At 50.2% G+C, this 17,032-nt stretch carries 15 protein-coding genes; 14 read left to right on the forward strand and 1 reads right to left on the reverse strand.

All coding sequences use genetic code 11. From position 1 onward, the window contains the following. Nucleotide 1: 1 nt before the first annotated feature. Complete coding sequence (locus FH755_RS07655) at nt 2–982, reverse strand: class I SAM-dependent methyltransferase (protein ID WP_292440196.1); 981 nt, start codon at nt 980–982, stop codon at nt 2–4. A gap of 631 nt (nt 983–1,613) precedes the next feature. On the opposite strand from FH755_RS07655, the gene FH755_RS07660 reads away from it, so the two are divergent. From FH755_RS07660 to fliE, 14 genes are all read left to right on the forward strand, one after another. Continuing rightward, nucleotides 1,614–2,117, forward strand: a complete 504-nt coding sequence (locus tag FH755_RS07660; protein WP_292440198.1) for an acyltransferase — start codon at nt 1,614–1,616, stop codon at nt 2,115–2,117. After that, on the forward strand, nt 2,107–2,520 hold the full coding sequence (locus FH755_RS07665; RefSeq protein WP_292440200.1) for an FdtA/QdtA family cupin domain-containing protein: 414 nt from the start codon (nt 2,107–2,109) through the stop codon (nt 2,518–2,520). Before FH755_RS07660 ends, FH755_RS07665 begins: the two co-directional genes overlap by 11 nt. After that, nucleotides 2,520–3,629: a DegT/DnrJ/EryC1/StrS family aminotransferase gene (locus FH755_RS07670; protein WP_292440203.1), complete on the forward strand. Its 1,110-nt coding sequence runs from the start codon at nt 2,520–2,522 to the stop codon at nt 3,627–3,629. The genes FH755_RS07665 and FH755_RS07670 overlap by 1 nt, the downstream gene beginning before the upstream one ends. Before the next feature lie 34 nt (nt 3,630–3,663). Then, nucleotides 3,664–7,779: a glycosyltransferase gene (locus FH755_RS07675; protein ID WP_292440205.1), complete on the forward strand. Its 4,116-nt coding sequence runs from the start codon at nt 3,664–3,666 to the stop codon at nt 7,777–7,779. A gap of 86 nt (nt 7,780–7,865) precedes the next feature. Beyond that, the gene (locus FH755_RS07680; RefSeq protein WP_292440207.1) at nt 7,866–8,702 is read left to right on the forward strand and encodes a flagellin; all 837 of its coding nucleotides are present in this window, start codon (nt 7,866–7,868) and stop codon (nt 8,700–8,702) included. Nucleotides 8,703–8,897: 195 nt separating this feature from the next. Further along, complete coding sequence (locus tag FH755_RS07685) at nt 8,898–9,731, forward strand: flagellin (protein WP_292440209.1); 834 nt, start codon at nt 8,898–8,900, stop codon at nt 9,729–9,731. Nucleotides 9,732–9,795: 64 nt separating this feature from the next. Continuing rightward, nucleotides 9,796–10,194, forward strand: a complete 399-nt coding sequence (locus FH755_RS07690) for a flagellar protein FlaG (RefSeq protein WP_292440211.1) — start codon at nt 9,796–9,798, stop codon at nt 10,192–10,194. A gap of 55 nt (nt 10,195–10,249) precedes the next feature. Beyond that, the gene (gene fliD / locus FH755_RS07695; protein ID WP_292440213.1) at nt 10,250–11,611 is read left to right on the forward strand and encodes a flagellar filament capping protein FliD; all 1,362 of its coding nucleotides are present in this window, start codon (nt 10,250–10,252) and stop codon (nt 11,609–11,611) included. A gap of 15 nt (nt 11,612–11,626) precedes the next feature. Continuing rightward, nucleotides 11,627–12,028 (forward strand): flagellar export chaperone FliS, encoded by a 402-nt coding sequence (gene fliS / locus FH755_RS07700; protein ID WP_292440215.1) that lies wholly within the window; start codon nt 11,627–11,629, stop codon nt 12,026–12,028. Then, nucleotides 12,028–12,336, forward strand: a complete 309-nt coding sequence (locus FH755_RS07705; RefSeq protein ID WP_292440217.1) for a flagellar protein FliT — start codon at nt 12,028–12,030, stop codon at nt 12,334–12,336. The genes fliS and FH755_RS07705 overlap by 1 nt, the downstream gene beginning before the upstream one ends. A 134-nt stretch (nt 12,337–12,470) precedes the next feature. Beyond that, nucleotides 12,471–13,937 (forward strand): sigma-54 dependent transcriptional regulator, encoded by a 1,467-nt coding sequence (locus tag FH755_RS07710; RefSeq protein ID WP_292440219.1) that lies wholly within the window; start codon nt 12,471–12,473, stop codon nt 13,935–13,937. Nucleotides 13,938–14,076: 139 nt separating this feature from the next. Continuing rightward, the gene (locus tag FH755_RS07715) at nt 14,077–15,261 is read left to right on the forward strand and encodes an ATP-binding protein (protein WP_292440221.1); all 1,185 of its coding nucleotides are present in this window, start codon (nt 14,077–14,079) and stop codon (nt 15,259–15,261) included. Beyond that, complete coding sequence (locus tag FH755_RS07720; protein ID WP_292440223.1) at nt 15,258–16,628, forward strand: sigma-54 dependent transcriptional regulator; 1,371 nt, start codon at nt 15,258–15,260, stop codon at nt 16,626–16,628. The genes FH755_RS07715 and FH755_RS07720 overlap by 4 nt, the downstream gene beginning before the upstream one ends. A 48-nt stretch (nt 16,629–16,676) precedes the next feature. Beyond that, entirely contained in the window at nt 16,677–17,012 is a 336-nt protein-coding gene (gene fliE, locus FH755_RS07725; RefSeq protein ID WP_292440225.1) for a flagellar hook-basal body complex protein FliE, read from the forward strand. Nucleotides 17,013–17,032: the final 20 nt, after the last annotated feature.

Below are 17,032 nucleotides of genomic sequence, written 5' to 3' on the forward strand. Positions count from 1 at the left end.
CTTAGTTATATTTTTTAATCACTTCTTGCTTGCTAATGGTTCTAAGTGCATTAGGAACTATACTTTTACGGCGCCTGAATAGAATCATTAGTTTATCTACATCTTCCTCGGGTACAAATTTCTGTGTCATTTTGTATTTGATTACTTCAAAATACTTTGCTGCAATGTCCAATTTGTAATCAAGATCACCGTCATCCCCAGTGCCTCCCTTTCCAGGGCCAAAAATATTATGGCTCTCGAATAAGAATAATCCACCTTGATTCAGTGTGATGAAAATTTTATGCATATATTCATCAAAATTAACTTTGAGCTTTCCATCGATCGTTGAATGATTGGCCATCGATAAAATCAGGTCATATTTTTTATCAGGTTTATAACAATAAAAATCGGCACATATAAACTGAATATTCGATACTCCTAAATATTCGGCCACCACTTTTCCGAAGAGATTCAAGTAGGGGTTGTATTCAATCGCATCGACGTCTTTACAACGCCGTGATAAATAAACAGCAATCAAACCATTATTACTTCCAATATCAAGAACCGTTTTATCAGAAGTTAAATATGCATCAATCTCATAGCTCGCCATTCGAGCCTCTGTCGGTTTCACTCCTGTAATGCCGATTTCGTGACTACCTTGATATGCATAACCATTACAGTAATTGGGGAGCCAATTAACTGATTGTTGATGGAGGAGAGAAAAAACTTGGTGGTGTAAAGGTCTTAACTTTGGGTCAATCAAGTGGCCATAAAGTAAGTCTTTAAAAGATAAATAAATGCTGAGATAGAAGAATGGTTTTTGCGATTTAACCTGTGAATACTTTAAATAATCTAATGTTTGCCAAATCACTGAATTAGTGTTTTCGATATCCAGAATGGAAGCTATTAAATTTTTACTAGCCAAATCTTCTTGAGGATCTAATATTTCTTGGCGGAAATAATAGTTTTTAAGAACATCAAAAATCTCTTGTTCTTCGTCCACTATCCACCGAAAGACGAAATAGAACAAATATGGATATGAGAGTATGTCCTCTGCAAAAGTATTCCACTTGTTTATAAATACCTCTAACTCGTCATCTGAATGCTTAACTTTCTCCATGTAATCTACGAGAGACATACTGACCGAGTCACGATTTCGTGGCTCAAATCTTGAAAAGATTTCAATGAGTGAGTCGACAAGAATATATACGCTGTATTGCATTAATCTCTCCTAAAAACAGTAGCTTAAATTTGATTCATTAGTTTCCGAGTCTTTTAATAAATCAATTGCAGAATAGGGATGGGTTTTCATGTCAGTAGTAACGAATGCTGAGTGAATCGAGTCTGTTATCAACATAGATAATCTAAAGGATGATAGCGTGCAGGTGAATAATTCTTTGATGTCTGATAACCAACCTAGTATTTCAGCTTTCGCTGAGGCATGTTAATTGCTGGGTTGAGCACGCAGAAATTCATTCAGAGCATGACCTGCTGCGGTCTAACTCTGTAGTATGAAAAAGTCGTATTTTTTGCTGTCCATGACGAAACCGGTAAAGTACAGGAATTAGTTTCGCAGCAGGATCTGTTCCAGTCCAATTTCGACAGCAACACATCAACAGGGATAAAGATAAAAAATGGCCGAGACGTTTATTCATTCCCACGCGCTGGTGGAGGCGCCGGATAACATTGGTAGCGGCAGCCGGGTCTGGGCCTTTTGCCATATTCTTCCCGGTGCCAGCATCGGCAAAGATTGCAATATCTGCGATCACGTATTTATCGAGAATGATGTCGTGGTGGGAGACCGGGTCACGGTGAAATGCGGGGTGCAATTATGGGACGGCATGCGTATTGAATCCGATGTGTTCATCGGACCCAATGCCACGTTCACCAATGACCGTTTCCCGCGCAGCAAAGTCTATCCGGCAGCTTTTCCGCAAACGCAGCTGCAGCGTGGTGCTTCCATCGGCGCTAATGCGACGATTCTGCCGGGGCTGACCATCGGACAATATGCGATGGTGGCGGCCGGTGCTGTTGTCACCAGAGATGTGCCCGACTATGCGCTGGTGGTCGGTAATCCGGCACGAATTGTGCGCTATCTTGAGGATGAGACAACACAGGATGCAGACCATGTCGATTGAACACTGCCGGATTATCGATCTGCCAAAAATTCAGGATCCACGCGGAAATCTGACTTTTATAGAAAGTGACAATCACGTTCCCTTTGATATTAAACGGGTTTATTACACCTATGATGTCCCGGGTGGCAGTGAACGCGGTTCTCATGCACATAAGGCGTTGCAGCAACTCATTGTCGCGATGTCGGGCAGTTTTGATGTGGTGCTGGATGATGGCATACAGCAAAAGCGTTTTCATCTCAACCGTTCTTACTATGGTCTCTATGTACCGTCAATGATGTGGCGGACGATAGATAATTTTTCTTCTGGTTCAGTGTGTATGGTGCTTGCTTCTGAGTTTTATGATGAGAATGACTATTTCAGAAACTATGACGAGTTTCTGACAGCGGTGAAGAGTAAAGACTGATGGCCTTGCCGTTTCTCGATCTTAGCCTCACTCATGAACAGTGTCGTGAAGAACTGGATCAGGCTTACCTGCGGGTCATGAATTCGAACTGGTTCATCATGGGGCAGGAATTAGCCGCCTTTGAGGCGGAGTTTGCCGCTTATTGTCAGACCCAGCACTGTATCGGTGTCGGTAATGGTCTTGATGCCATCGTGTTGATACTGAAAGCCCTGAAGATCGGACCTGGTGATGAGGTGATCGTGCCGGCCAATACCTTTATTGCGACTTGGCTGGCGGTGGAGCAGGTGGGCGCGAAACCGGTCCCGGTTGAGCCTTTACCAGAGACATATAATATCGATCCGACCCGTATTAAGGCTGCTGTCAGCAGCAAAACCAAAGCGATTATCGTTGTTCATCTTTATGGCCAGACAGCAGAGATGAATGCAGTCAATCAGCTTGCCCGGGAGTACGGTCTAAAAGTGATTGAAGATGCGGCGCAGGCGCATGGTTCCCGCTATCATAACCGCCCTGCCGGCAGTCTGGGCGATGCGGCGGCATTCAGTTTTTATCCCGGCAAAAATCTGGGTGCGCTCGGTGATGGCGGTGCGGTAGTCACTGATGACTCCTCACTGGCTGCTACCGTGAGAACCCTATCTAATTATGGCAGTGCTGAAAAGTATCGTCATGATCTGCCCGGATGCAATTCACGGCTGGATGAAATGCAGGCCGCGTTTTTGAGAGTCAAGCTGAACTGGCTTGATCGCTGGAACCGGGAAAGGCAGGCGATAGCCAAGCATTATCTGTCTGAATTGTCGGCCTGCAGTGAGCTTACTCTGCCTGTTGTGGCGGAAGGAATGAGCCCGGTCTGGCACCTGTTTGTGGTGCAAACGCCCCGGCGGGAAGTGCTGCAGAAAGCGCTGATGAATGCGCAGATCAGCACCCAGATTCATTATCCGATTCCACCGCATCTTAGTGGCGCTTTCAAGCGGCGCTGGCAAAAAGGCGATTTACCACTGACTGAAACATTGGCAGAACAGGTACTCAGTCTGCCGATCTTTCCAGGATTGATGAGGCAATATCTGAAGCAGATGGAACATATGTTGCAGATTATCCAAGAACATAGTCATTAACATTATCTCTTTATCAGAAACCCGGAGAGGGCAGATGTCACAACAACAACGACCCTTGGTCAGCGTTTGCATACCCAGTTATAACTACGAGAAATATATTGGCGAGGCGATCGACTCGGTGCTTCGGCAGACCTATCCCAACTGGGAGATTATTGTTGTTGACGATGCTTCATCGGATAACTCTCCTGCGCTGCTTGAAGCATATCAGCGTCAGTATCCCGATCGTTTCCGCTTTGTTGCTTCCGAAGTAAACCGTGGTATCGGCAATACCCTGAATCACTGCATTTCGCTGGCAAAAGGTGACTATATTGCCTACCTAGGCGCGGATGACCGGATGCTGGCTGAACGTTTACAAGTTCAGGTTGACTTCCTTGAACAGCATCAAACGGTGGGTGCCGTCTGCAGTGATGTTCATGCGATTGATAAGGACGGTCAACGTGTCCCGGTCAGCCTGCCGTTTTCGACGCCGGTATTTGATATACGGCTGCAATTGCTACAGGGCAATTTCCTGAATGCGCCTTCAGCCCTGGTGAGGAAACAGGTATTTGATGATATCGGCTTGATCAGCCCTGTTTTGCAATATGTCCAGGACTTTGATCACTGGTTGCGTCTGCTGGAGCGTTATGAGCTGGTACGGCTGGATGACAAGCTCACGGAATATCGTGTTCACGGTGGCAACCTCAGTATCCAGAACCCGGGCGAACATGCCTATGCCGGATCCTATGAGACGGTGATCAGTGTGCTCAGAGCGGTCAATCTGCGCAATCAGGCGCTGAACGAAAATCAGCAGCTGAGTGTGAAAGACAGAGTGGCTGCCAAGCTGCGACTGGCACAGTCAGCAATAGACATCGAGAAAAAATACCTGCAGCAATTTCATTTTGCGGCGGTGCTGGTCTATCTGATTCTGTTGGAAGTATTAGAACTGGATGCCGATAACCAGCGCGCCCACGAGCTGCTGCGACAGGTTTACGAGGTTCTGGGAGACAATGCCCGCGCTGTTGGAAGAAAACCGATTACCATTACAGAGTATGCCCGCAATAAAGCCTCTGCTGACAATCAGATTGCTGATACCCCGATGGCGCTGGCGAAGCGCTTTGCCGAATTATCCTCGCAATCTCTGCCGGAAGTTATCCGCACACTGATGGCTTCCGGGCAACTGGGACAACTCGGCCGCAGCGAAAGGGAGCTGTTTCTGCTGGAAGCATCGGAACATCTGATTAAGCGCGCACTGGACAAGATCAATAAAGGCGCCGCTATCGGCGGTGAAAAACGTCGGCGCGAACTCTATAGCCTATATACGCTGATTAATGAACAGTTTGATGCCGATCAGCAATCGCCATTGATGCGGGAATGTAAAACCCAGATCAGGCAACTGATTGAGCAGGACGAATACCTGAACTGGATTCACAAGCATGAGCTTCGTGAAGTGGATGCGGAGGTGCTGGCCGAGCGAATGATCTTGCACTGGCATCAGCAGCCAGTCCTGCACTGCTTTATGTTTGTATTGCCGGGAGAAGAAGCGCTGCTGGCGGATACCATCGATTCTTTGGCCGCGCAGTTGCTCAAAAGCTGGCAGTTGACTGTGATAGCCGGTTCACCGGCGCCCGACCCGGTCTTCGAGCAGGCCGATTTTCTTCATTGGCGAACACTGCGGTCCGGCGATGATCCTTATCAGGCGCTGAATGAGGAAATCAGCCGTGAACCGCTACACTGGATTTCATTTATTGAGCCCGGTATGCAGTTCAGTGCCCATTCACTGGCAAAAATTGCCGACGCTATCAACCTGCACCCTGCAAGGACATTTTTCTATACCGATGATGATCGTATTGATGAAACCGGTATGCGCAGCTATCCACGCTTTAAGCCTGACTTCAACCTCGATTTGCTGAGAGCGTCTCCCTATATTGGCAACAGCTGGGTGCCTGCCGGACAAGTTGCTCAGCTGGGCGGTGTGCAGGCCCTGCCCGGTGCCGAGAACTATGATCTGGCCTTACGCTGGTTCGATAGTTTTGGTGACACTGCTTTCCATCATATTGCTGATGTTTTGACCCACAAGAGTAGTCAGGTGGATCGGCCGTTTGATTCCAAAGCCGGTGAACAGGCTTTGAAGCAGCATTTCAAACGGCAGGAAATAGCGGTAGAGATTGAGCCCGGCTATGTCGACAACAGTTACCGCGTGCGCTATCAGCATCAAGACAAACCGAAAGTCAGCATTATCATTCCGACTAGGGATAAGCTGGAATACCTGCAACCCTGTGTCGAAAGCCTCCTGGATAAAACCAGTTATGACAATTATGAAGTACTGGTGGTTGATAACCAGAGCCGGGATCCCGATACGCTGGATTACTATGAGCAACTCGGCGGGCGTTATCCTGACCGTGTCCGTGTCCTCTTTTTCGATAAGCCCTTCAACTTTTCAGAAATGAATAACTGGGCGGCTGAGCAGGCCTCCGGTGACTATCTGTTGCTACTTAACAATGATACGGAAGTGATTCAGCCTGACTGGCTGGAACGGATGCTGACCCATGGGCAACGTGAAGATGTCGGTGTAGTAGGGGCCAGATTACTCTATCCGGGTTCCGGTCGGGTTCAGCATGTCGGTGTGATTCTGGGCATGGCGAGCATTGCCGATCATCCTTACGCCAATATGTTGTGTATGCACGACAGTAGTCACATGGAACGGGCGCGTCTGGACCAGAATTTCTCAGCGGTGACTGCCGCGGTGATGCTGGTCAGAAAATCGGTCTATCAGGCTGCCAAGGGGATGGATGCCGAGAATCTCGCAGTGCTGTTCAATGATGTCGATTTTTGTCTGCGCGTCGGTGAACTGGGTTACCGGATTGTGTATACGCCATTCGCGATGGTCGTTCATCATGGCAGCACCAGCGTTGCTGAAAAGAGTGAAATCAAATTTTACTATGACTGGCAGGGTGAAGCAGACAAAGTTATTCGAACCCGTAAAGAACAGCGCTATATGCTCAACCGCTGGCTTCAGAAACTGGCTTTTGATCCAGCTTATAATCCCAATCTCAGCCTGCGTTTCCGCCATTGTGCGATTGATATCGATGCGCCACTGAACTGGGACGTGGAAACTCATTTGAGGTTACGGGTTTACGGTGTCCCCATCAGGGGCGGTTCCGGTGAATATCGGATGAGGCAGCCTTTTGCCGCACTCTCGCAGACTGGCATGGCTATGTGTGAAGTTGGTGAGCGGCATTTAAATATACCGGAAATGGTTCGCCTGAAACCTGATACAGTGGTTTTCCAGAATGGTATCAGTGACACCGATATCGAAACCATTCGACTGTATCGTGAGTTTTTGCCTGAAACACAGATTATTTTCCTGCTGGACGACCTGCTGCATGATTTACCGGAGAAAAGTTCGCAGTACAAAAAAATGAAAGCGGCTTTCCGTGATGCCAGAAGTCGCCTGCGCAAGGTGCTCAGCTACTGTGACCGCTTGATTGTCTCAACCGAGCCTTTGGCTGAAATGTGCAGGGGTATGATTGAGCATATCGATACTATCCCCAATCGTCTGCGGAAAGCGCCATGGAATGAACTGCAAAGCCTCAGGCAGCAGTCTGCCAAACCCCGGGTTGGCTGGGCCGGTGCTCAGCAGCATCAGGGAGATCTGGAAATCATTATTGATGTGGTGAAGGAGACGGCAGAGGAAGTGGACTGGGTATTCTTCGGCATGTGTCCTGAAGAAATCAAACCCTATATAAAAGAAGAGCATGCTTTTGTTGATATCGAGGCCTACCCAGAGAAACTGGCTTCTCTGAATCTGGATCTGGCCGTAGCTCCCTTGGAAGAGCATGATTTCAATATCGCCAAAAGTAATCTGCGTCTGCTGGAATACGGCATCCTCGGCTGGCCAGTGGTGTGCTCAGATATTTTCCCTTACCAGACCAATGAGGCGCCTGTGATCCGGGTCGCCAATAACAAGTCGGCGTGGCTGTCGGCAGTCCGGCAAATCCTTGCCGATCCGTCAGCGTTACAGCAGGCCGGTGACGATTTGAAAGCCTGGGTTAAACAACATTATTTGCTTGAAGATCATCTGGACGAGTGGTTCTCATCCCTTGCCACTACTGAGTTTAGAGCGGATAAGTCAAAAGCGGAAAAGACCTTAAAACAATCATTTAGGAGTTAGTGGCACATATCGTGCTTTACCCAGTCTGTGCCCACGTGCTGACGTGGAAAACAACAGCATAGCTAACCATTTAAGAGGGTAAAGTCATGGCTTTGATCATTAACACCAACATTGCGTCGTTGAATGCACAGCGCAATTTGAATGAGTCTCAGAGCGATCTGAATACATCACTGCAGCGACTGTCATCCGGTCTCCGCATCAACAGTGCCAAGGATGATGCTGCTGGTCTGTTTGTTGCCGGCCAAATCACCCGCGATGTTCGTGGTAATAACCAGGCTATCCGTAATGCCGCAGATGGTATTTCACTGGGTCAGACTGCAGAAGGCGCACTGGGTGAAATCGCCAACAACCTGCAGCGTATTCGTGAAATTGCGGTTCAGGCTTCTAACGACACGGTCGGTAATGCCGCCGGTCTGCAGCTAGAAGTCGATCAGCTGACTCAGGAAATCTCACGCATTGTAGCCACCACCAACTTTAACGGCCGATTCCTGCTGAGCGGCGGTGAAACCGTTAACTTCCATGTGGGCGCGTCCGGTGATGTCAGCAACCAGATTTCCGTTACGTTGGATGATATCACTAACATCAACGCCTTTGCCGCAAATCTGACTGCGACCGGCACCATTGATGTATCTACAACTGCTGCGGCCTCAGCAGCACTGGCCAGCCTGAGTACGGATATCGATGATGTTAACGGTGCCCGTGCCACCTATGGTGCGGTACAAAACCGTTTCGAGGCAGTGATTTCCAATCTGCAGAATTATGTTGAGAATCTGACAGCGGCACGCAGCCGGATAGAAGATGCCGACTTTGCCGCCGAGACGGCAAAACTGACCCGTGCTCAGATTCTGCAACAGGCCGGTACATCGATCCTGGCCCAGGCCAACACCTTGCCTCAGAATGCACTGACACTGCTGCAGGGCTAATTGAGTCTATAAATGAAACGGGTCTGACTGCAGAGTTGCCATGACATTGAAAGTTCTTTGTATTTTTTATTAAAGAAAAAATTTCTCCTGCCGTTATTGTTTTCGGAGGCGGTAAATACATAAGCAATGTATATCTGCCAAAGTCAACAAGCAGTACTCAACTTAGAAACGGGTACTGCCGGTTAGGAGAAAGTCATGGCACTTATCATCAATACCAATGTTTCTTCTTTGAATGCTCAAAGAAACCTGAATGAATCGCAAAATGCACTGAATACTTCACTGCAACGTCTGTCATCCGGTCTGCGTATTAACAGCGCGAAAGATGACGCGGCTGGCCTGTTTGTTGCCGGTCAGTTGACCCGTGATATCCGTGGTATCAATCAGGCGGTTCGTAACGCTGGTGATGGCATCTCTCTGGGTCAGACTGCAGAAGGCGCACTGGGTGAAATCGCCAACAACCTGCAACGTATTCGTGAAATCGCGGTTCAGGCGTCTAATGACACCGTTGGTGATGCATCCGGTCTGCAGCTTGAGGTCGATCAGCTGACTCAGGAAATTTCCCGCATCGTTGCGACGACTAACTTTAATGGTGTGGATCTGCTGAGCGGTGGTGGTACAGTTGGCTTCCAGGTAGGTGCTTCCGGTGCTTCAAATAACCGTATCTCTATCTCACTGGATGACCTGTCAAGCATTAACGCCTTCAACGCAACATTGGATGCTACCGGTACTGTGGATGTATCAACCACTGCCGCTGCATCTGCTGCGCTGGCGAATCTGAGTAGTGACATTGATGATGTCAACGAAGCCCGTGCGACTTATGGTGCGGTTCAGAACCGTTTCGAAGCGGTCATCTCAAACCTGCAAAACTATGCAGAGAACCTGACTGCCGCCCGTAGCCGTATCGAAGACGCGGACTTTGCAGCTGAAACAGCGAACCTGACCCGTGCGCAAATCCTGCAGCAGGCTGGTGTATCCATCCTAGCTCAGGCGAACACCCTGCCACAGGCAGCCCTGAGTTTGCTGGGTTAAGGTGAAAAATCGGGCTCCCGGAGCTTCAGCTCCGGGACTTTCCGATTAACAAGGAGCAGGTAAGATGGCTAATAACGAATTATTAGTGCAATCAAGCCTACCGACGTTGCCAAAGCAAGCTGAAACGAAGCAGCAGGTCACCACAGATGTGGGTCCTGCTTTTCTCGTGTCAGAGAAGCAACAAACCGCTACTGCCACGTCTAAAAGCTTGGAACAACAAGAAAAACAGCGGCAAGAACGTGCTGAAGCACTGCAGGAAAAGGTCGCTGAGCTTAATGACTTTATGCAGAACTTCAATCGTAGTTTGCAGTTCACAGTAGATGAAAACAGTGGAGATACCGTCGTCAGGGTAATTGACTCTGAAACAGATGAAGTCGTCCGGCAAATTCCCTCTCAGGAGTTGCTTGACGCCCGCAACGCTGCGGATAAATATCGCGGACTTTTACTAGAAGTCAAGGTCTGATTGGCCCGGGATTTGCAGTAAAACTTGACCGCAAAGAGTAATTTGGAGATAGGACATGGCTAGCATTACAGCAGGTGGCATTGGTTCCGGTCTTGATGTCGAGAGCATTGTCAGCCAGTTAGTGGCACTGGAACGGCGGCCCATTAACCGGGTGCAGGCCGAGCAGGCTCAAGTCAACGCGCAGATCAGCGCCTATGGATCGCTGAAAAGCAAAGTCTCTGAATTTCAATCTGCCATGGCCTCCCTGGGCAGTGCTTCCAGCTTCAAGCTGTTTCAGGGAACGTCCAGTAACGAGAGCGTTTTCACCGCGACTGTCGGCAGCGAGGCACTGGCCGGCAACTATGCGGTTGACGTTCAGTCGTTGGCAGAGCGTGACAAAATCGCCTTCGGTCCGTTTGCGGACAGTGCCACAGCGGTTGGCAGCGGCACCCTCAACCTGTCAGTCGGTACGGAAAGTTTCAGTCTTGCCGTCGGCGCCGGCGACACGCTGGCCGATATCCGAACAGCAATCAACGAATCCAGTGATAACACCGGCGTCACCGCCACCATTGTAAACAGTGATGATGGCGCAAGACTGGTTTTATCCTCCAACGAAACCGGTACAGACAATGCGCTGCAAGTAACCGTCAGCGGTGATGGCGACGGCAATGACAGTGATAATGCCGGACTATCGGCTTTGACGTATGTTTCAGGTGGCACCAACTATGCTACTACCATTTCCACAGCCACAGACGCGGTCATGAAAATTGACGGTTTCACGGTGACCAGCAGCAGCAATACCATTTCCGATGCTGTTGACGGCATCAGCTTCACAGCAAAAAGTATTGGTACGGCGACGCTGGAGGTGACACGCGATGATGAAGCGATTCTTGAAGCGGTCAACCAGTTTGCCGAGGCTTACAATTCACTGCGGAGTGAGGTCAACAAACAACGTAACGGTCAGCTGGAAGCGGACAGCACCCTGCTGAGCATCGAACGGGCCTTGTCGGAGGTATTAAATGCCGGTTCTGAGATTAACGGCTCATCATTCAGATACCTGATAGAGGCAGGTGTCTCAGTCAATGAAGAGGGCGTCATGGAAATTGATGAGGCTACCGTGACTGAAAAGCTCAGTAGTGACTTCAATTCCTTTGTTAATCTGTTCTCTGCAGAAGGGGAAGGTTATGCCGAGCGGCTGGAGTCTCTGGCTGACGGCTGGCTCGCCAATAACGGTCTGATTGATGCCCGTGAGGAAGGGCTCAGTTCGCAACTGGAGCGATTGGAAGATGATGAACTGAGACTGGAGGCCAGGCTGGAAATGGTTGAAATGCGCATTCGTTCCCAGTTCACCGCACTGGATACACTGGTCAGCGAGCTCAGTAATACCGGTAATTTTCTTCAGCAACAGCTGGCAGCACTGCCGGCAGCAAACCAATAGAGGGGAGTCGTTGAAATGACGCAGTCCATGATCAATAAAAAGGCAATGGAAGGTTACGGTCGCAAGGCAGTGGAGTCCGAAGTCAATTATGCCTCACCTTACCGAATTATCCAGATGCTGATGGAAGGCGCATTGTCCAAGCTGGCCACAGCCAAGGGCTGCATTGTTCGTAATGAAATTGCTGAAAAGAGTCGCCAGATTACTTGGGGAATGAATATCATCCAGGGACTTCGCACCAGTCTGGATGCGGACAAAGGTGGTGATATCGCCGCCAATCTGGACTCTCTGTACGAATATATGGGCCGTCGCCTGCTTGAGGCCAACGTCAACAATGATCCGGCCATTATCGATGAAGTGATTTCCCTGTTACAGGAAGTGAAATCCGGCTGGGACAATATTCCTGCTGAGTATCACTGATGGCTCGGAACAAGCTCACACAACTACAACGTGCTGCAGATTTGACCAGCACCATGCTGCAAATGGCGGAGGCCGGCCAGTGGTCTGGTCTGCCTGAATTTCAACAACAGCGGTCAGAATTGCTGCAGCAGAGCTTCCCGCTCAATCCCCAGGATCAGACGGTGGATACTCGTACCATAGTTGAGATAATGATTAGCGAGAATCAACAACTTGAGCAGCTTTGCCGCAAGGCACAAAAATCCTTGCAGACAGAGCTTAGTGGTCTTAATCAAAACCGCAAAGCGGTGGCAGCGTATCAGTCAAGTTAAGCTGCCAGCCATAGACTAAACCCTTACATTTAGCCCTGTCATTTTTTTGACAATCGCAGTGCAAAAATGCTTAACTCCATGCTTGAAAATAAGCGATTCGATATCATCGAGCTGATAAGAAATCTGGAGTAAGTATGAGTGGAAATCATGTGCTGGTAGTGGAAGGTGACACTGATCGGCGCGAGATGCTATCGACCCTTATTGAATTTGTTAATTGTCAGCCGGTGATCGTCGATGAGCCTGAAGTCTGGTTCGATCAAATCGACAACCTCAATGACATCGTAATGGCCATTATCGGCGACTGCGGTAATCGCCATACCACCAAGCAACTGCTGCGGGAGCTTGTGAATCATGAAGCCCGCGTCCCGGTTTTTACGCTCGACCTGCCCGACAGTGAAAGTATTGAGTTTCCGGGTACTATTGGCTCGCTGCGTTTTCCGATTAAATACCCACAACTGAATAATGCGCTGCAACAGGCCACCATCTATCGTGGTGAAGCCCAGCGTAACGAGACCAGCAATGGCAGTCTGTTCCGGTCTCTGGTGGGTAACAGTCGTGCTGTCAAACAGGTTCAGCGCATGATTGACCAGGTGGCAGACTCTGAGGCCAATGTCCTGATTCTGGGGGAGTCCGGCACTGGTAAAGAAGTAGTCGCCCGGAATCTGCATCATTTTTCAAGCCGCCGCGATAAACCTTTTGTACCTGTTAACTGTGGTGCGATTCCCGGTGAACTGCTGGAGAGCGAATTATTCGGTCATGAAAAGGGGGCTTTCACCGGCGCTATCACTGCCCGTAAGGGCCGCTTTGAGCTGGCCGAGGGCGGCACCCTGTTTCTGGATGAAATCGGCGATATGCCGCTGCCGATGCAGGTCAAACTGTTACGGGTATTGCAGGAGCGCACGTTTGAACGCGTAGGCAGTAATAAAACTCAGACTGCCAATGTGCGGGTCATTGCTGCCACCCATCGAAACCTCGAAGTTCATATCAGCGAAGGCCGTTTCCGGGAAGATTTATTCTATCGTCTGAATGTCTTCCCAATTGAAATGCCGGCGCTGCGGGAAAGACCCGAGGATATTCCTTTACTGGTCAATGAGCTGATAAAACGTATTGAACATGAAAACCGCGGTACGGTTAATCTGACACAGGCAGCGATGACTTCACTATGTCGCTATGCCTGGCCCGGTAATGTTCGGGAATTGGCGAATGTTGTCGAACGGCTGGTGATTCTCTATCCCTACGGAACGGTGGACTTCGATGATCTGCCTGCCAAATACCAGCTAGAAGGTGACGCCCTGCCCGAGCAGATCACAGCGATTATTAACGCAGTGCCGCAGGCTGAAAGTGCCCGTAACCTGCCTGATACACTAGCGAAACCTGAAGAGGAAACAAGTCAGGCAAACCTTGCCGAATCACTGGAAACCCTGCCGGAAGAAGGGCTCGATCTCAAAGAGCATCTCGCCAATCTGGAATACATGCTGATCAAACAGGCGCTGGATGAAGCGGCTGGCGTGGTAGCCCATGCCGCACAGAAGCTGAAAATGCGCCGCACAACCCTGGTTGAGAAGATGCGCAAATATGGTATTCAGCGCGACGGTGAATAAGTCTGGCTCAACGAGCGTCGGGCTTTTGACTGATAAATAACAAATAATTCTAAGTTGTTGTAAACAAAGTAAAAAAGTTTCAGGCACGGTAATTGCTAACTCCTGCTAGAACGGCATAAAGCCAAAGGGAGCAGCAATAATGAACCTGAAACTATCGACCTCTTCCACTGACACCGTGCGTCCGCCGGTTGGCCGAGCTTCAGCACTGAAACAAGCGGAGCAGTTCTGGCAGCCTGCCTCAGCAAGCTGGCAGCGTGAAACCAGTGCTGACAAGCAGCAAGCCGATCGTCTTGCAAATCGACACAGCCGATTGCTGGAGGTATTACCGGCCGGTGTGGTGGTGATTGATGGCGAGGGTATTGTGCAGGAAGCCAACGCCGCAGCAATCGATTTGTTGGGTGAACCGCTTTCCGGCGAACGCTGGATTCATATTATCGATCGCGCTTTCAGCCCTCAGCCGGGAGACGGTCATGACGTGTCATTACGTGATGGTCGTCTGGTCCATATTTCCACCAGCCCCATGGGGACTGAGCCGGGCCAGATTATTCTGCTGCAGGATGTGACTGATACCCGTGCCCTGCAGAACAAAGTGTCGCACCTGCAACGCCTGTCGACCATGGGCGAAGTGGCCGCGCGACTGGCACATCAGATCAGAACACCATTGTCATCCGCTCTGCTTTACCTGGCCCCGCTGCTGAAAGAAGACAGTGAGCCTGCGGTAAGACAACGTTTTGCCGGACGCCTAAAGCACAGCCTGACCCATATGGAGCAACTGGTACGTGACATGCTGGCGTTCTCCCGCGGCAGTATGGCCTCAACCTCTCCGGTTGCGATTACTGAGCTGCTTGATGAAGTCCTGCAACAGTTTCAGTCCCAACCGCAATCCGAACAGTTTCAGATCAGCATTCATAACAACGTCAATGATGGTCATGTCTACGGCAGTCAGGCCGCGCTGGCGAGTGCCATTAATAACTTGCTGAATAACGCCCGTCAGGCGTGCGGTGATGAGGGTAACATCCGCATTTTCGCCGAGTTTGTCGAAGATAATGACCAGGCCTGGATAGATCTCAGTGTCGAGGACAATGGTCCCGGCATCAGTGAGGCAGACCGTGACAAGATCCTGACCCCGTTTTATACCACCCGTGCCAACGGCACCGGTCTTGGCCTTGCCGTAGTGCAATCGATAGCCAAGGCACATAAAGGCGAGCTCTGGGTTGAGAGCGATGAAGGCGAGGGCAGCACCTTCGGTCTGCGCCTGCCTGTTTACCAGTCACAAGTTCAAGCCGATGCCACTGCGGCAGTTCAACAGGAGAGTGTTTCATGAATCAGTCAACCATTCTGGTGGTAGAAGATGATGCCAACCTGCGGGGGGCGCTTTGCGATACGCTGGAACTGGCCGGCTATCAGGTGACCGGTATGGAACATGGCCAGTCTGCTTTGGATACCATCGCCAGTCAGCCGGTCAGCCTGCTGCTGAGTGATCTGCAGATGCAGCCGATGGATGGCCACACCCTACTGAAAAAAGCCAAAGCGATGATGCCTGATTTGCCGGTCGTGATGATGACCGCCTACGGCACTGTACAGAGTGCGGTGGAGGCCATGCATCAAGGCGCATCAGATTACCTCCTCAAACCGTTCGAAGCCGATGAGTTGCTGGCCAGGGTGCAGCGTTATGTGAGTCAGCTGGGGCAGGAAGAAAGCGATATGGTGGCCGAATCCCGCGTCTCAAGAGAATTGCAGGCTCTGGCCAAGCGTGTTGCCGACAGTGATGCCACGGTATTGATTAACGGAGAGAGCGGTACCGGTAAAGAAGTGCTGGCGCGTTATCTGCACAACCATTCTCCGCGTGCCGATAAACCCTTTGTGGCAATTAACTGTGCCGCCATTCCGGAAAACATGCTGGAAGCGACCCTGTTCGGTTATGAAAAAGGCGCTTTTACCGGGGCCAGCCAGGCTTATGCCGGCAAATTCGAACAGGCGAATCATGGCACGATTCTACTTGATGAAATCTCGGAAATGGATCTGGCACTGCAGGCCAAATTACTGCGTGTATTGCAGGAAAAAGAAGTCGAACGCATCGGTGGCCGCAAGGTGTTGTCGCTGGATGTTCGCGTGCTGGCAACCACCAACCGGACACTGCGCGACGAGGTGAAAGCCGGCCGTTTCCGTGAGGATTTGTTCTACCGGTTGAATGTTTTCCCATTGCAGATTTCGCCATTGCGGGATCGCCGTGACGATATTCTGGCTCTGTCTCAGCGCCTGCTGAGCAAACATGCCAGCCAGAATGGTCGGGTGGCGCCGGTGCTGGATCAGTTTGCCCGTGACAAGCTGTTGTCACACAGCTGGCCCGGTAATGTCCGTGAACTCGATAATGTGCTGCAACGGGCGCTGATTCTGCAAAGCGGGGAAACGCTCAGTGGTGATGATATTGCCTTTGAAACGCTGTCCGGAGCAGAACAAAACCCAGTCACGGTGGAAGTGGCTTCCACTTTCACCGCGATAGCTGACGGCCAGGATCTGCGCAGCCAGGAACAGCGTCATATTCTCGACATGCTGGAAAAAAATCAGGGCAGCCGCCGCTTGACCGCCCGAGAGCTGGGCATCAGTGAACGTACGCTGCGCTATAAGATTGCCCGTTTCCGCGATCAGGGCGTCGATATTCCTGACAAAACTGGCAAGAAGTCTGCATAGACTTTTGAAACTTTTGCTAGCTACTTTTTATTCCCGTGGGAGAGATTCATGATTAACGCGATTGACCCTAACCAGCTGTTGACCCAGATGCGAGCCATGCAGGCCCAGGCCAATGACAATGTCCAACCGGCAGCGACCCAGCCGGGCCAGAACAGTGACCGGGTGGATTTCTCCAAGGTGATGCAGAATGCCGTGGGCCAGGTTAATGAGTTGCAACAAAGCTCAGGCGATCTGAAAACCGCTTTTGAGATGGGAGACCCCAACGTCAATCTAGCTGATGTCATGATTGCATCGCAAAAGGCCAGTGTGGCTTTCGAGGCGACCCTGCAGGTTCGTAACAAAATGGTAGAGGCGTATCAGGAAGTGATGCGCATGTCGATTTAATAGCCTTTAGTCTGAATTAG

It is taken from the genome of Methylophaga sp. (assembly GCF_009711715.1).
In the GTDB taxonomy this organism is placed as follows: domain Bacteria; phylum Pseudomonadota; class Gammaproteobacteria; order Nitrosococcales; family Methylophagaceae; genus Methylophaga.

Excerpts from the sequence above, each read along its gene's own strand:
- FH755_RS07675 (WP_292440205.1), top strand. The coding sequence starts at position 3,664 with ATGTCACAACAACAACGACCCTTGGTCAGCGTTTGCATACCCAGTTAT.
- FH755_RS07680 (WP_292440207.1), top strand. The coding sequence starts at position 7,866 with ATGGCTTTGATCATTAACACCAACATTGCGTCGTTGAATGCACAGCGC.
- FH755_RS07660 (WP_292440198.1), top strand. The coding sequence starts at position 1,614 with ATGGCCGAGACGTTTATTCATTCCCACGCGCTGGTGGAGGCGCCGGAT.
- FH755_RS07720 (WP_292440223.1), top strand. The coding sequence starts at position 15,258 with ATGAATCAGTCAACCATTCTGGTGGTAGAAGATGATGCCAACCTGCGG.
- FH755_RS07665 (WP_292440200.1), top strand. The coding sequence starts at position 2,107 with ATGTCGATTGAACACTGCCGGATTATCGATCTGCCAAAAATTCAGGAT.
- fliD (WP_292440213.1), top strand. The coding sequence starts at position 10,250 with ATGGCTAGCATTACAGCAGGTGGCATTGGTTCCGGTCTTGATGTCGAG.
- FH755_RS07715 (WP_292440221.1), top strand. The coding sequence starts at position 14,077 with ATGAACCTGAAACTATCGACCTCTTCCACTGACACCGTGCGTCCGCCG.
- FH755_RS07670 (WP_292440203.1), top strand. The coding sequence starts at position 2,520 with ATGGCCTTGCCGTTTCTCGATCTTAGCCTCACTCATGAACAGTGTCGT.
- FH755_RS07685 (WP_292440209.1), top strand. The coding sequence starts at position 8,898 with ATGGCACTTATCATCAATACCAATGTTTCTTCTTTGAATGCTCAAAGA.
- fliS (WP_292440215.1), top strand. The coding sequence starts at position 11,627 with ATGACGCAGTCCATGATCAATAAAAAGGCAATGGAAGGTTACGGTCGC.
- FH755_RS07705 (WP_292440217.1), top strand. The coding sequence starts at position 12,028 with ATGGCTCGGAACAAGCTCACACAACTACAACGTGCTGCAGATTTGACC.
- FH755_RS07710 (WP_292440219.1), top strand. The coding sequence starts at position 12,471 with ATGAGTGGAAATCATGTGCTGGTAGTGGAAGGTGACACTGATCGGCGC.
- FH755_RS07690 (WP_292440211.1), top strand. The coding sequence starts at position 9,796 with ATGGCTAATAACGAATTATTAGTGCAATCAAGCCTACCGACGTTGCCA.
- fliE (WP_292440225.1), top strand. The coding sequence starts at position 16,677 with ATGATTAACGCGATTGACCCTAACCAGCTGTTGACCCAGATGCGAGCC.